This is a genomic window from Ruegeria sp. F5 (assembly GCF_056533845.1).
Window position 1 is genome coordinate 93,978 of the sequence record NZ_JBQFOU010000008.1, and the last position, 15,100, is coordinate 109,077.

Below are 15,100 nucleotides of genomic sequence, written 5' to 3' on the forward strand. Positions count from 1 at the left end.
GATACCGTCCCGCAGCGATACGATGCAACCCCGATTGACCTTTCATTTGCCTGCGATTTAATGGCGTTTCAGCAGGGGACCGCCGATGAGCGAAGCGAGCAAAATTCTGGCTGAGATGAACGACCGGTCGCGTGAGGTGTTCCGGCTGATCGTCGAAAGCTATCTGGACAGCGGCGAGCCGGTCGGCAGCCGCACGCTGACCCGCACGCTGTCGGAAAAGGTCAGCGCCGCGACCGTGCGCAACGTGATGCAGGATCTGGAATTTCTGGGCCTGCTGGACAGCCCGCATGTCAGCGCCGGCCGCATTCCTACGCAGCAGGGGCTGCGGATGTTCGTGGACGGATTGCTGGAAGTCGGCGATCTGGGTGCTGATGACCGGCAGAAACTGGACGAGACATTAGGCTCTAACGCGGGCGATGTGGGCGGAATGCTGGACCGTGTGGGCTCGGCCCTGTCCCACGTGACACAAGGGGCCTCGCTGGTTTTGACACCCAAGCACGAAGCCGAGATCAAGCATATCGAGTTTGTCTCATTGGGCCATGACCGGGCTTTGGTGGTGCTGGTGTTCTCGGACGGGCATGTGGAAAACCGCCTGTTCACGCCGCCGCCGGGGCAGACGCCCAGTTCCATGCGCGAGGCGGCGAATTTCCTGAATGCGCTGATCGAGGGGCGGACGATCAGCGAAGTGCGCCGTCAGATGTTGTCTCAGATCGATGCGCGCAAGCAGGAGATTGACGTGCTGGCCCGGCAGATGGTGGACAGCGGCATTGCTGCGTGGGACGGCGATGACGGCGACTCGGCCCGTCTGATCGTGCGCGGACGGGCGAATCTGTTGAACGAACCGGGTCAGGCCGAAGAGCTTGACCGGATCCGTACCCTGTTTGATGACCTTGAACGCAAGCGCGACATCGCTGAATTCCTTGAATTGACCGAAGAAGGCGAAGGTGTGCGCATTTTTATCGGGTCTGAGAACAAACTTTTCTCACTTTCGGGTTCCTCTTTGGTGGTGTCTCCATATATGAACGCTGATCGTAAGATAATCGGTGCGGTCGGGGTCATCGGGCCCACACGTCTGAATTACGGACGGATCGTGCCGATCGTGGATTATACGGCGCAACTGGTCGGCAAGCTGATATCCGACCGGAGCTAGAGGGTAAGAGATGGCAAAGCCCAAGAACGAAGATTTTCTGGATGACATCGCAACCGCCGAGGCGGAAGAACTGGCCGAGGAGCTGATCGACATCAGCGAAGAGGCGTTGGAGCTTGACGCCCTGCGGGCCGAGCGGGACGATTACAAGGACAAGTTCATGCGCGCGCTGGCGGATGCTGAAAACGCGCGCAAACGGGGCGACAAGGCGCGCCGCGATGCTGAACAATATGGCGGCTCGAAACTGGCGCGCGACATGCTTCCGGTTTACGACAACATGAAACGCGCGCTTGAATCCGCGACCGATGAGCAGAAGGAGGTCGCCGCCGGACTGATCGAAGGGGTCGAACTGACCATGCGGGCGCTGAAGGACGTGTTCCAGAAGCACGGGATCGAGGTGATCACGCCCGAGGTCGGCGACCGGTTTGATCCGAACGTGCATGAGGCGATGTTTGAAGCGCCGGTGCCGGGGACCAAAGCGGGTGACATCATTCAGGTCTCTGCCGAAGGGTTCATGCTGCATGACCGGTTGCTGCGACCGGCGCAGGTTGGGGTGTCGTCGACGCCAGCGAACTGATTGGCCTCTGCGAGGCCAAGCCTTCGGCGAGAGTATTTTTGAAAAGATGAAGGGGCGGTCAGGGTTTGGCCGCCTCTTTCAGTTTGTAGATCAGGTCGAGCGCCTCGCGCGGGGTGAGCTCATCCGGCAGGATGTCGGTGAGCATCTCGGTGACGGGCGAGGTTTTTGGCGCGGGCGGCGGCGGTGGGGCGGCTGAGAACAGAGGCAGGTCGTCGATCAGCGCCTTTTGCTTGCCGCCCTCGCGCTCGGTTTTTTCCAGCTGGTCCAGCACGACGCGGGCGCGGTCCACGACCGAGGCGGGCAGGCCTGCCAGTTGCGCGACCTGCACGCCGTAAGAGCGGTCAGCGGCGCCTTTGTGAACCTCGTGCAGGAAGATGACTTCGCCTTCCCATTCCTTGACGGCGACGGTGGCGTTTTCGACGCCTTCGAGCTTGCCGGCCAGGGCGGTGAGTTCGTGGTAATGGGTGGCAAACAGCGCGCGGCATTGGTTGGCGGCGTGCAGATGTTCCAGCGTCGCCCAGGCGATGGAGAGGCCATCATAGGTGGCGGTGCCGCGACCAATCTCGTCCAGGATCACCAGCGCGCGGTCGTCGGCTTGGTTCAGGATGGCGGCGGTTTCGACCATTTCGACCATGAAGGTCGAGCGGCCCCTTGCCAGATCGTCCGAGGCACCGACGCGGCTGAATAGTTGGCTGACCACACCGATATGGGCCTGTTCCGCCGGGACATAGCTGCCCATCTGCGCCAGCAGGGCGATCAGGGCGTTCTGGCGCAGAAAAGTTGATTTACCAGCCATGTTGGGGCCGGTCAGCAGCCAGATCGCCGCGCCCTGATCGGCGCTGAGATCGCAGTCATTGGCGATGAAGGCGTCGCCGCTTTGCTGGCGCAGGGCGTGTTCGACGACCGGGTGGCGGCCTCCGGTCACGTTGAAGGCGCGTGAGGTATCGACTTGGGGGCGGCACCAGTTTTCGCCTCGCGCCAGATCGGCCAGCGCGGTGGTCAGGTCCAGTTCGGCCAGCCCCTGGGCGGCTTGATTCAGGCGGGCGGCGAGGGTGAGGATTTCGTCAGAAAGCCTTTGATAGAGCCGCTTTTCGACCTCCAGCGCTAGGTTTCCGGCGTTCAGGATGCGGGTTTCGATCTCGGACAGTTCGACGGTGGTGAACCGCACCTGATTGGCGGTGGTCTGACGGTGGATATAGGTTTCCGAAAACGGCGGGTTCAGCATTTTTTGGGCGTGGGTGGCCGTGGTCTCGATGAAATAACCCAGCACGTTGTTGTGCTTGATCTTCAGCGAGGCGATGCCGGTATGTTCCGCATATTTCTGCTGAAACCCGGCGATGACGGATCGGCCTTCGTCGCGCAGGGTGCGGGCCTCGTCGAGTTCGGTGTCGTAACCCTGCGCGATGAAACCGCCGTCGCGGGCCAGTAGCGGCGGTTCGGCGACAAGCGCTTCGTCCAGCAGGGTCAGCAGGTCGTCGAAGCCGGTCAGGTTTTGTACAGCGGTGGCGAGAAGGACGGGCAGGTCCTGACCGGCGCAGAGCTCGGCAATTGCCGCCGCCTGCGTCAACCCGTTACGGATGGCGGCCAGATCGCGGGGGCCGCCGCGCTCCAGCGACAGGCGCGACAGGGCGCGGTCCAGATCGGGGGTCTTGCGCAGCGCCTCGCGCAGGTCCGAGGCGATCAGGCTGTCCTCGGCGGCGAATGTCACCGCATCCAACCGCCCGTGGATCACGTCCAGATTGCGCGAGGGGCTGGAGAGCCGCTGTTCCAGCAACCGCGCGCCGCCGGGGGTGACGGTGCGGTCGACCACGGACAGCAGCGACCCGGCGCGGCCACCCGAGAGCGACCGGGTCAGTTCCAGATTGCGGCGGGTGGCGGCATCGATCTGGACGACGCGGTCCTCGGATTCCTTCAGCGGTGTTTGCAGCAGAGGCAGTTTGCCCTTCTGCGTGATCTCAAGATAGTCGATCAGCGCGCCCATGGCGGAAATCTCGGCCCGGCCAAAAGAGCCGAACGCATCCAAGGCGCCCACGTGAAACAGCCCGCAGATGCGTTTTTCCGCCGCCGTGCTGTCGAAACTGGCGCGTCCGATGGGGGTCAGCGAAATTCCCAGATCGCGGGCGGTTTCGTTCAACGCCGGTTCCATCCCGTCGCCCACGATCAGTTCCGACGGGGCCAGCCGCGCCAGTTCCGGGCTCAGCCGTGCGCCGGTCAAGGGCATCACGTGAAATGCACCGGTCGAGATATCGGCCCAGGCCAGTGCGGCCTGATCCCGAACCTCGGCATAGGCGGCCAGAAAGTTGTGGCGACGGGCTTCCAGCAGCGCGTCCTCGGTCAACGTGCCGGGAGTGACCAGACGCACAACATCGCGCTTTACGACTGATTTAGAGCCTCTTTTTTTCGCCTCGGCCGGGCTTTCCATCTGTTCGCAGACGGCGACGCGAAAGCCTTTGCGGATAAGCGTCAGCAGGTAGCCCTCGGCAGAATGCACCGGCACGCCGCACATTGGGATGTCATTGCCATTGTGCTTGCCGCGCTTGGTCAGGGCGATGTCCAGCGCCTCGGCGGCGTTCACCGCGTCCTCAAAAAACATCTCGTAGAAATCGCCCATGCGGTAAAACAGCAGGGCGTCGGCATGGGCCTGTTTGATTTCCAGATATTGCGCCATCATCGGCGTGACTGTGGACAAAAGCGGCCCCCTTCCGGCGTATTCCGGACGCGACCTTACAAACCCGGCACGGGCGGCGAAAGGCGAAAACGTATTGTCGTTGAGGCGTCGGCCCGCCTGCGCTATGAGGCGGAAGCCCCGAAGCCATGGAAACGACCGTCAAAATGCCCAAAGCCAAGATCACCAAAGAAGAGGCGCTGGCCTTTCACCTGGACCCGACCCCCGGCAAGTGGGAGGTGCAGGCCACCGTCCCCATGACCACGCAGCGCGATCTGTCGCTGGCCTACAGCCCCGGCGTGGCGGTCCCCTGCCAAGCCATCGCCGAAGCCCCCGAGACCGCCTATGACTATACCAACAAGGGCAATCTGGTCGCCGTGATCTCGAACGGGACGGCGGTTCTGGGTCTTGGCAATCTGGGCGCGCTGGGCTCGAAACCGGTGATGGAGGGGAAATCGGTCCTGTTCAAACGCTTTGCCGATGTGAACTCGATCGATATCGAACTGGATACCGAGGACCCGGACGAATTTTGCCGTGCCGTGCGCCTGATGGGGCCGACCTTTGGCGGCATCAATCTGGAAGACATCAAGGCGCCGGAATGTTTCATCATCGAACAGCGCCTGAAGGAAGAGATGGATATTCCCGTCTTCCATGACGACCAGCACGGCACGGCGGTGATCTGTGCGGCGGGTCTGATCAACGCGCTGCATATCTCGGGCAAGAAGATCGAGGATGTGAAGATCGTTCTGAACGGCGCGGGCGCTGCGGGGATTGCCTGTATCGAACTGCTCAAGGCGATGGGGGCCAAGCACGAGAACTGCATCGTTTGCGATACCAAGGGCGTGATCTATCAGGGCCGGACCGAGGGGATGAACCAGTGGAAGTCGGCCCACGCCATCACCACCGATCTGCGCACGCTGGACGAGGCGATGAAGGGTGCGGATGTGTTTCTGGGCGTATCCGTCAAGGGCGCGGTCACGCAGGATATGGTTGCCAGTATGGCGGACAATCCGGTGATCTTTGCCATGGCCAACCCCGACCCCGAGATTACCCCGGAAGAGGCGCATGAGGTGCGCGTCGATGCCATCGTGGCCACCGGGCGCAGCGATTATCCCAATCAGGTCAACAACGTGCTGGGCTTCCCCTACCTGTTCCGGGGCGCTTTGGACATCCATGCCCGGGCGATCAATGACGAGATGAAAATTGCCTGCGCCCACGCGCTGGCACGGCTGGCGCGCGAGGATGTACCAGACGAGGTGGCGCTGGCCTATGGCAAGACGCTGACCTTTGGCCGCGACTACATCATCCCGACCCCCTTTGATCCGCGTCTGATCCACCGTATCCCGCCCGCCGTGGCCCGGGCCGGGATGGACACCGGCGCGGCGCGGCGTCCGATCATCGACATGGACGCTTACGAGCTTAGCCTGAAATCCCGCATGGATCCGACCGCCAGTATCCTGCGTGGCTTGAACGCCCGTGCGCGGCAGGCGCAAAGCCGGATGATCTTTGCCGAGGGCGACGATCCCCGCGTGCTGCGCGCTGCGGTGATGTATCAGCGCTCGGGCTTTGGCAAGGCGCTGGTGGTCGGGCGGCCTGACGATGTGAAGGAAAAGCTCGAAGCCGCAGGTCTGGGCGACGCCGTGCGCGAGCTTGAGGTGGTGAACGCCGCCAACACCACGCATCTCGAAACCTACAAGGAATTCCTGTATCAGCGGTTGCAGCGCAAAGGGTTCGACCGCAAGGATATTCACCGGCTGGCGGCCCGCGACCGGCATGTCTTTTCGTCGCTGATGCTGGCGCATGGGCATGGGGACGGGCTGGTCACCGGCGCGACGCGGAAATCGGCGCATGTGCTGGACCGGATCAATCACGTGTTCGACGCGGATGCTGCGCATGGGGCGGTTGGCGTAACGGCGCTGTTGCACAAAGGCCGGATCGTGCTGATCGGGGATACGCTGGTGCATGAATGGCCGGATGAAAACGATCTGGCCAATATCGCCGAACGCTCGGTCGCTGTGGCCCGTCATATGGGGCTTGAGCCGCGCGTGGCGTTTGTCAGCTTTTCGACCTTCGGCTATCCGGTCTCGGAACGGGCGGACAAGATGCACCGTGCGCCTGCGGTTCTGGACAATCGCGGCGTCGATTTCGAATACGAAGGCGAAATGACCGTGGATGTCGCCCTGAACGTGGATCAGCAAGAGGCCTATCCCTTTTCACGCCTGACCGGCCCGGCCAATATCCTGATCGTGCCGGCGCGGCATTCGGCCAGTATCTCGACCAAGCTGATGCAGGAGATGGGCGGGGCGACCGTGATTGGCCCGATCCTGTCCGGCATCGACAAACCGGTGCAGATCTGTTCGACCGTGTCGACCGCGAACGATATCCTGAACATGGCCATTCTGGCCTCATGCGATATTAAGTAGCCCATGACGATCTGGAATCTCGGTTCGATCAACGCCGATATGGTCTATGACCTGCCGCATCTGCCTGCGGCGGGGGAAACGCTTGCTGCCAATGGTCTGGATCGGTTTCTGGGCGGCAAAGGGGCCAATATGTCGGTGGCGGCGGCCCGCGCCGGGTCGCGGGTCAGCCATATCGGCGCGGTTGGGTCGGACGGGCGCTGGGCCAAGGACCGGCTGACGGAATATGGTGTCGACACGCGGCACATTACCCAGGCCGATGTCGCCACCGGCCACGCGATCATTGCGGTGGATGCGCAGGGCGAGAACCTGATCGTGCTGTACCCCGGCGCAAACCACGCGCTTGAGGTCGGGCAGGTGGGGCAGGCGCTGGCCTCGGCCAATACAGGCGACATTCTGGTGATGCAGAATGAAACCAACGCGCAGGTCGAAGCCGCGCGGCTGGGTCACAGGCTGGGCCTGACGGTCTGCTATGCGGCAGCCCCGTTTCAGGCGCGGGCAGTGCAGGCGGTGCTGCCCTATCTGGATTTCCTGATCCTGAACGAGGTCGAGGCCGCGCAGTTGCAGCAGGAAACCGGTCTGGATGCAGCCGATCTGCCGGTCCGGCATGTGATTGTCACGCTGGGCTCAAAAGGCGCGCGATACCTGCAGCAGGGCTGTGACCCGGTGGAATTTGCGGCCCATAAGGTAAAGGCCGTAGACACGACCGGGGCGGGCGATACCTTTACCGGCTACGTGCTTGCGGGCATGGATCGCGGCATGCCGATGGAACAGGCTATCCTGCAGGCAAACCGCGCCGCGGCCATCATGGTTACGCGGCACGGCACGGCAGATGTCATCCCCGATTTGCGCGAGGTGCGCGACGCCCGGTTCGATTAGGACCCGGCGAAGGGCGCGTCTGTACCCCAAAGCTGCTTGACCCGAGCGTCGCGCCCGCAGGCCTTGCGGTAGGCTTTGTAAGCGTTCTTCTGGCGTTTGGGACCAAAGCGCGTGAACACCAGCTTGTCGCCCTTGTAGTAATCCTGATGATAGGCCTCGGCCGGATAGAAAGCCGATTGCTGCAGGATCGGCGTCACCACCTTTTGTCCCAGGGCGGATTGGGCTGCCGTTTTCGCCGCCTCAGCTTGCGCCTTTTCCCCCGCGTTAGAGACGAAAATCGCCGTGCGATAGCTGTCGCCCCGGTCACAGAACTGGCCGCCCGCATCGGTCGGATCGACCGAACGGAAGAACATGTTCAGCAATGTCGCACGTGAAACGCGGGCCGGGTCGAAGGTGATCTGAACCGCCTCGTAATGCCCGGTGCCGCCTTTTGTGACCTGATCATAGGTCGGGTTTGCCGCTGTGCCGCCGGTATATCCCGAAACCGCTCCGATCACGCCGGGCACGGATTCGAAATCGGATTCGACGCACCAGAAACACCCTCCGGCCACTGTCAGCGTCTCGGTTCCGGCGGCGGGGGCCGGCAGTGCGCGCAGCATCGCGGCCAGCGCGATCAGCGTGAACAGCAGGGCGGTTTTGACGGTATCGAGGCAGGCAGTCCGTGTCATGGCAGGTCTCCTTTTCAGGAAAGGGTGGCCAATGTCGCTGCGGGTTTCAATTGCCTGACATGGTTTATAACGCGCAGGTGAGCCGAGTTTATCGCCGTTGCTGTGCTGCAGCCGACTTGCGCGACGGGGCCAAAAAGCCTCTTGTGATGCAGGAGGGATATGCACATGGGGGACGGGATGGCACAGACCGCGCAGGCTGAAACACGGCTGGTGGTGATCGTTGCGCCCAACTTCAACATGGCCGCGACGATGGGTTTCATCGACCCGTTCCGGGCAGCCAACTATCTGGATGGCCGGTCTTATTTCAAATGGCAGATCGTGTCCGAGGGTGGCGGTTTTTGCGTGGCCAGCAATGGCGCTGGCATCGAAACCCGCCCGTTGACGACCGATGATGCCGATATTGTCATCGTGTCCGCAAGCTGGACGCCGGAAAAGCACCTGACGGCCAAGCTGGGCACTGCGCTGCGCCATTGGGCGCGCCGTGGGGCAACCCTGGGGGCGCTGGATACCGGGGCATTCATTCTGGCGCAGGCCGGGTTGCTGAAAGGGCGGCGGGCCACGGTGCACTATGAACATATCGATGCCTTTCAGGAGCTTTTTCCCGGCGTTGACGTGGTGGAAAACCTCTATGTGCTGGACGGCAACCGCATCACCTGTTGCGGCGGGTCGGCGGCGGCCGATTTCGGGCTGCAGATTGTTCAGGGCATCCACGGCAGCGCACTGGCAAACGCAGCGGCCCGCTATATCTTCCACGACCGGCTGCGCGGCCCCGCCGAGATGCAGCAGCCGGATACCAGCGAACCGCTGGGCTCGACGGTGCCCGTCAGGCTGAGAACTGCAATTCAGGTGATGGAGGCCAATCTGGAAGAGCCGGTCCCGATCCCCGAGATATGCCGGCAGGCGGGTCTGTCGCACCGTCAGCTGGACCGGCTGTTTGCCACCTATATCCACAAGACCCCGGCGCTGTATTACCGGGATATCCGGCTGGATCGGGCGCGTGGGCTGGTGACTCAGACCGAATTGCCGATTGCCGAGGTGGCGCTGGCCTCGGGCTTTTCCAGCCCGGTGCATTTCAGCCGGTCCTACAAGAACAGGTTTGGCCTGCCGCCCAGTCAGGACCGGATCGAGGGGCGCGTTCCGTTCGAATTTCGCGCCTGGCCGATGTATCGAACACGCCGGGACTAGAGCTTGGGTCCAAAATTATCAAAACAGCGGCCAATAGTGTTAAGTCAGAACGCGGCTTTCAGCAGATTATATGCGCCAGCGATCAACCACCCGAGTCGACCATGAGCCAGTTGCCCTCTGAATCCCAGTTCCAGCGTATCTCTGACGGGTACAGCCCCGACCCGTTCAACACCAGCTCGCTTAAGGCCGAGGCCTATGTCGATCCGGCATGGCATCAGGTCGATCTGAACGAGATCCTCGCCAAGACCTGGCAATGGGTCTGTCATGTCGAAAAGCTGCGCAATCCGGGGTCGTACATGACGGTCGAGATTGCGGGCCGGCCCATCGCAGTGGTGCGCGACCGTGAGGGGGTTTTGCGCGCCTTTTACAATGTCTGCAAACACCGTGCCCATCACCTGCTGTCGGGTGAGGGCGAAACCACCCGCATCATGTGCCCCTACCACGCCTGGACCTATAAGCTGGACGGCCAACTGGTCCGCGCGCCCGAGACGGAGAATCTGGCAGAGTTCAGCACCAGGGACATCTGTCTGGATCAGGTTCAGGTCGAAGAATTTGCGGGTTTCGTCTATGTCAATTTAGACCCTGATGCTGACCCTTTGCACAAGGTTTCGGGCAATCTGGAAACCGAAATCCGCCACTGGGCCCCGGATATCGAGAACCTGACCTTCGGCCACAGGTTGACCTATGACATAAGGTCGAACTGGAAGAACGTGGTTGATAATTTCCTGGAATGCTACCACTGCCCGACCGCGCATAAGGATTTCTGCGATCTGGTGGATATGGACACCTACAAGGTGACCACCTACGGCATCTACTCCAGCCACATGGCCGAGGCAGGCAAGGGTGCGAACACCGCCTATGACGTGTCAAACGCCACCGTGCGCACCCATGCGGTCTGGTGGCTGTGGCCGACGACCTGCCTGATGCGTTATCCGGGGCGGTCCTCGATGATCGTGCTGAACATCATTCCCCTGGGCCCCGACCGCACGCTCGAGACCTATGATTTCTTCCTCGAAACTCCCGAGCCGGATGAGGCAGAGCTGGAAGCCATCCGCTATCTCGACGAGGTTCTGCAACGCGAAGACATCGACATCGTCGAAAGCGTCCAGCGCGGGATGAGCACACCGGCCTTCACGCAAGGACGGATCGTGCATGACCCCAACGGCTCGGGCAAATCGGAACACGCCGTGCATCATTTCCACGGGCTGGTTCTGGACGCCTACGCACAGGCCGCGCCGTGAGGCGGCCCAACATCGTTGTGATCATGGCCGACCAGCTGGCGCCGCAGTTTTGCGGCGCTTACGGCCATCCAACGGTCAGGACCCCTCATATCGATGCGTTGGCCACAAGGGGGATGCGGTTTGATGCGGCCTATTGCAATTCGCCCCTTTGTGCGCCGTCGCGCTTTGCCTTCATGTCCGGGCAGTTGATCAGCCGGATTGCCGCCTATGACAATGCCAGTGAGTTTCGCGCCTCGGTCCCGACCTTTGCGCATTACCTGCAGACGCTGGGCTATCGCACCTGTCTGTCGGGCAAGATGCATTTCATCGGTCCCGACCAGAAACACGGGTTTCAGGATCGCGTGACCACCGATATCTACCCCGCCGATTTTGCCTGGACCCCGGATTGGGAAGCCCCGGACGAACGCATCGACAAGTGGTATCACAACATGCAGACGGTCAAGGAAAGCGGCGAGGCGATTGCCACTTTCCAGACCGATTACGATGATGAGGTCGAGTTCGCCGCCCGGCGCTGGCTGATCGACCGGGGCCGGGATCGCGCCGCCGGGGATGATGCCCCGTTCTGTCTGGTCGCCAGTTTCATTCACCCGCATGATCCTTATGTGGCCAAGCCGGAATGGTGGGCCCTTTATGCGGATGCGGACGTTCCGATGCCCGAGTTCACCCTGACGGCTGAAGAACAGGACCCGTTCTCGCGCCGGGTGATGGACGGGATCGAGGCCAGCTTCGTGCCCCTGAGCAACGCGGAAATCCTGCGCGCTCGCCGCGCCTATCTGGCCAATGTCAGTTACTTCGACAGTAAAGTGGGCGCGATGGTGAAGGCGCTGGAGGATATCGGCGAACTGGACAACACCATCGTCATTGTCACCGCCGATCATGGCGATATGCTGGGTGAGCGGGGGTTGTGGTACAAGATGAACTTCTTTGAACACTCGGCCCGCGTGCCCCTGATCATGGCGGGGCCCGGTGTTGCCCAAGGTTCAGCCTCGAACGCCTGTTCTCTGCTCGATCTGATGCCAACTTTTGTGGACATTGCCGGAGGGTCCGATGCGATCTACGGCGAACCGATTGACGGGCGCTCTCTGATGCCTCTGGCACGGGGTGAGGGCGATCCGGTGGACGAAGCCATCGGCGAATATTGCGCCGAGATGACGCCCTATCCGGTGTTCATGATCCGGCGCGGATCGCTCAAATACATCCATTGCGACGCGGACCCGCCGCAGCTGTATGATCTGGCCGCTGATCCGCTGGAACAAGTGAATCTGGCGGATGATCCGGCCTACGCAAATCCCGCCGCCGGTTTTGCCGCCGAGGTTGCGCGGCGATGGAACAGCGAACAACTCCGCGCCAACGTGATCGCCACCCAGAAATCCCGCCGCGCGCTGCATGCGGCGATGGAGGCGGGCGCGGGCGACCCCTGGGATTACACCCCGCCGCGCGATGCCACGCAGGAATATGTGCGCAACCATATGGACTGGACCGTTGCCGCAACCCGCTATCGCTATCCGCCATTGAAGGAGGGCAATGAATGATGCTGCAGGGCAAGACCGCCTTGGTGACAGGCGGGCGCGGCGGTATCGGGCGCGCCATCGTCTCGCGCTTTCTGCGCGAGGGCGCGCGGGTCTATGCCGCTGATCTGACGCCTGAAGGGTCTTTGGCGGCCCATGACGATGACGGCAGTATTTTCGTGAAACTGGATGTCACGCAGGAAGCAGATGCGATTGCCGCGATGGAACAGGTCGGGGCCGAGGCGGGCAAGCTGGACATTCTGGTCAATGCGGCGGGGATCGAGATCGAAAAGACCATCGAAGAGACCACGCTTGAGGAATGGAACCTGTCTTTTGCGGTCAATGTTACCGGCACGTTTCTGACCTCGAAACACGCGCTGCCGTTGATGCGCAAGGCTGCATCAGGGGGTACCGCCTCGATCATCAATTTCGGCAGCTATGACGGGTTCATCGCCGATCCCGGCCTTGCCGCCTATTGCGCTACCAAGGGCGCGGTGCACGCCCTGACCCGCGCTATGGCTTGCGATCACGGGCCAGAGGGCATCCGCGTCAACGCCATCTGCCCCGGCTATGTCGACACCCCCATGTTGCAAAGCTTTTTCACCGGAGATGGCTCGGGCGGCGGCGGCAAGAGTATCGACCAGTTGCAGCAAGCCGTGTGTGATGTGCACCCGATGCGCAGTTACGGCACGCCGGACGACATCGCCAATCTGGTCAACTGGCTGGCCTCGGACGAGGCGCGGTATGCCAGCGGCCAGCTTTGGGTACTGGACGGAGGGCTGAGCGCGCAGGTTCAGCAGATGAAGCTATGACGACGCTGCGGCTGGCAGGGAAACGGGCTTTGGTGACAGGCGGGCGGCAGGGCATCGGGCGGGGGATTGTCGAGGCGTTTGCTCGCGAAGGCGCAACGGTCACGACCTGCGGCCGGGGGTCACGGCCCGAGGGGCTGGATCAAAACGTCCGGTGGTATCAGCTGAATGTCACCGACGCGGCGGCGGTCGAAGACCTGGCCCAGATCACCGATGGCACAGACATCCTTGTAAACAACGCGGGCGTGCAGGTGGAAAAGACCGTCTCGGATAGCACGGACGCGGATTGGGAGGCGGTGATCGGCACCAATTGCCGGGGCGTTTTCAACCTGTGCCGTGCCCATATCCCCCGGATGTCCGATGGTGGATCGATCATCAATATAGGCTCTATTTCAGGGCAAAACGCCGATCCGTCCATGGCGCTTTACAACGCGTCCAAGGCGTTTGTGCACGGGCTGACCCGTTCCATTGCGGTTGATCATGGCCCCCGCATCCGCTGCAATGCGATCTGCCCCGGCTGGATCGAAACGGGTATGCTGGACGCCGGGTTCGACCTGGCCCAAGACCCTGATGCCGCGCGCCGGGATGCACTTGCCCGTCACGCCATGCGCCGGTTCGGCAGGCCCGGGGACATTGCCAGCATGGCGGTCTGGCTGGCCTCGGACGAGGCCGGGTTTGCCACCGGCCAGTTGTTCACCATCGATGGCGGCCTGACGGCGGCCTCACCGCTTAATCCGGGATTGTTCTGATGGAAACAAAACACACGGCCTGTCTGGGCGGCGGCGTTATCGGGGCCAGCTGGGCGGCGCTGTTTCTGGCGTCGGGGCGCTCGGTGGCCCTGTTTGACCCCGACCCCGGGGTCGAGCGAAAGGTGCGCCACTATGTCGAAACCGCATGGCCAACACTGGATGCGCTGGGCCTGACCGAAAATGGCACCCCGGACGCGATCAGTTTCCCTTCCAGCGCTGCGGACGCGGTGCAGGGTGCAGGGTTTGTGCAGGAAAACGTGCCCGAGCGCCTGCCGATCAAGCACGCAACCTTTGCCGAGATCGAGCCTGCACTGACCCCCGACGCCATCGTCGCCAGTTCCGCTTCGGGCCTGACGCTGGGCCAGATGCAACCGGGCTGGACCGATCCATCCCGTTTTGTGCTGGGGCACCCGTTCAACCCGCCACATCTGATCCCCTTGGTCGAGGTGATGGGGAATGACAAAACAGCCGATGAAGTGGTCGAGGCCGCGCAGGCCTTTTACGAAAGCGTCGGCAAGACCACGATCCGCGTGAACAAAGAGGTGCCCGGCCATGTGGCAAACCGGCTGCAGGCCGCGCTGTGGCGCGAGGCGATCCACCTTGTGGTCTCGGGCGTTGCCTCGGTCGAGGATGTGGACAAGGCGGTCTGGGCCGGGCCGGGGGTTCGATGGGCGGCGATGGGGCCGACCATGCTGTTCAACCTCGGGGCCGGCGAGGGCGGGCTGAAAGCGTTCTGCGACCACTTCACCGATACGTTCAACGGTTGGTGGGACGATCTGGGTCAGGTCTATCTGACCGATGATGTCGCGCAGCAGCTTGCAGACGGCATCGCGGCGCAGGCCAACGGAAAGACCCCGGCGGAATTGTCCGCGCAGCGGGACGCGCTGATCGTGGCGATGCAGAAATCCATCGCCGATCTGCGCCGGTCCTAACCCAGCAACTGCCCCAGCTTCATCGCAACGCCCATATTGCCTGAGATCTTGAGCTTGCCCAGCGCCACGCCGGTCATCGGGTTCAGCTTGCCGGTCAGCAGTTTGCTCAGATTGTCCTGCGAGATGCGGATGGTGCAGTCGGTGTCGCGGTCCTGCGTCGTGGCCTGATTGTCGGCCAGAACAATCACCCCGGCCGCACCGCAATCGAATTTCAGCGAGCCATCGAAGCTTTTGCCATTCAGCCCTTTTTGAATCCCGTCGGCCATGTCCTGAAGCATCCCAATCCCCCCTATGCCAGTGAAACATGGGTAACGGGTGGG

13 protein-coding genes are annotated in these 15,100 nt (G+C 62.2%); 10 read left to right on the forward strand and 3 right to left on the reverse strand.

Features of this window, described 5'->3' with window-relative positions; genetic code table 11:
• The first annotated feature begins 85 nt into the window (after positions 1–85).
• Complete coding sequence (gene hrcA, locus ACR0K1_RS13930; RefSeq protein WP_480611866.1) at positions 86–1,150, forward strand: heat-inducible transcriptional repressor HrcA; 1,065 nt, start codon at positions 86–88, stop codon at positions 1,148–1,150.
• A 10-nt stretch (positions 1,151–1,160) separates the two neighbouring features.
• Complete coding sequence (locus ACR0K1_RS13935) at positions 1,161–1,724, forward strand: nucleotide exchange factor GrpE (RefSeq protein WP_480611867.1); 564 nt, start codon at positions 1,161–1,163, stop codon at positions 1,722–1,724.
• Between the two features lie 58 nt (positions 1,725–1,782).
• On the opposite strand, the gene mutS is transcribed toward ACR0K1_RS13935, so the two are convergent.
• On the reverse strand, positions 1,783–4,395 hold the full coding sequence (mutS, locus tag ACR0K1_RS13940) for a DNA mismatch repair protein MutS (protein WP_480612391.1): 2,613 nt from the start codon (positions 4,393–4,395) through the stop codon (positions 1,783–1,785).
• 161 nt (positions 4,396–4,556) lie between these two features.
• Here mutS and ACR0K1_RS13945 point away from each other — a divergent pair, with 161 nt between their 5' ends.
• Both ACR0K1_RS13945 and ACR0K1_RS13950 read left to right on the forward strand, forming a co-directional pair.
• The gene (locus ACR0K1_RS13945; protein ID WP_480612393.1) at positions 4,557–6,812 is read left to right on the forward strand and encodes an NADP-dependent malic enzyme; all 2,256 of its coding nucleotides are present in this window, start codon (positions 4,557–4,559) and stop codon (positions 6,810–6,812) included.
• A gap of 3 nt (positions 6,813–6,815) precedes the next feature.
• The gene (locus ACR0K1_RS13950) at positions 6,816–7,688 is read left to right on the forward strand and encodes a ribokinase (RefSeq protein WP_480611868.1); all 873 of its coding nucleotides are present in this window, start codon (positions 6,816–6,818) and stop codon (positions 7,686–7,688) included.
• On the opposite strand, the gene msrA is transcribed toward ACR0K1_RS13950, so the two are convergent.
• Positions 7,685–8,356, reverse strand: coding sequence for a peptide-methionine (S)-S-oxide reductase MsrA (gene msrA, locus ACR0K1_RS13955; RefSeq protein ID WP_480611869.1), 672 nt, complete (start codon positions 8,354–8,356; stop codon positions 7,685–7,687). The genes ACR0K1_RS13950 and msrA overlap by 4 nt on opposite strands.
• A 177-nt stretch (positions 8,357–8,533) precedes the next feature.
• Between msrA and ACR0K1_RS13960 the strand changes: the two genes are divergently transcribed.
• From ACR0K1_RS13960 to ACR0K1_RS13985, 6 genes are all read left to right on the forward strand, one after another.
• On the forward strand, positions 8,534–9,541 hold the full coding sequence (locus ACR0K1_RS13960; RefSeq protein ID WP_480851092.1) for a GlxA family transcriptional regulator: 1,008 nt from the start codon (positions 8,534–8,536) through the stop codon (positions 9,539–9,541).
• 101 nt (positions 9,542–9,642) lie between these two features.
• Positions 9,643–10,782: an aromatic ring-hydroxylating oxygenase subunit alpha gene (locus tag ACR0K1_RS13965; protein WP_480851093.1), complete on the forward strand. Its 1,140-nt coding sequence runs from the start codon at positions 9,643–9,645 to the stop codon at positions 10,780–10,782.
• The gene (gene betC / locus ACR0K1_RS13970) at positions 10,779–12,314 is read left to right on the forward strand and encodes a choline-sulfatase (protein ID WP_480851094.1); all 1,536 of its coding nucleotides are present in this window, start codon (positions 10,779–10,781) and stop codon (positions 12,312–12,314) included. The genes ACR0K1_RS13965 and betC overlap by 4 nt, the downstream gene beginning before the upstream one ends.
• Positions 12,311–13,102 carry an SDR family NAD(P)-dependent oxidoreductase gene (locus tag ACR0K1_RS13975; RefSeq protein WP_480851095.1) on the forward strand — a complete coding sequence of 264 codons (792 nt, stop codon included), beginning with the start codon at positions 12,311–12,313 and terminating at the stop codon, positions 13,100–13,102. The genes betC and ACR0K1_RS13975 overlap by 4 nt, the downstream gene beginning before the upstream one ends.
• On the forward strand, positions 13,099–13,848 hold the full coding sequence (locus ACR0K1_RS13980) for an SDR family NAD(P)-dependent oxidoreductase (protein WP_480611874.1): 750 nt from the start codon (positions 13,099–13,101) through the stop codon (positions 13,846–13,848). Before ACR0K1_RS13975 ends, ACR0K1_RS13980 begins: the two co-directional genes overlap by 4 nt.
• Complete coding sequence (locus ACR0K1_RS13985) at positions 13,848–14,780, forward strand: 3-hydroxyacyl-CoA dehydrogenase NAD-binding domain-containing protein (RefSeq protein WP_480611875.1); 933 nt, start codon at positions 13,848–13,850, stop codon at positions 14,778–14,780. Before ACR0K1_RS13980 ends, ACR0K1_RS13985 begins: the two co-directional genes overlap by 1 nt.
• Here the strand turns inward: ACR0K1_RS13985 and ACR0K1_RS13990 are convergent.
• Positions 14,777–15,058: an SCP2 sterol-binding domain-containing protein gene (locus ACR0K1_RS13990; protein ID WP_480611876.1), complete on the reverse strand. Its 282-nt coding sequence runs from the start codon at positions 15,056–15,058 to the stop codon at positions 14,777–14,779. The two genes, ACR0K1_RS13985 and ACR0K1_RS13990, sit on opposite strands and share 4 nt — an antisense overlap.
• Positions 15,059–15,100: the final 42 nt, after the last annotated feature.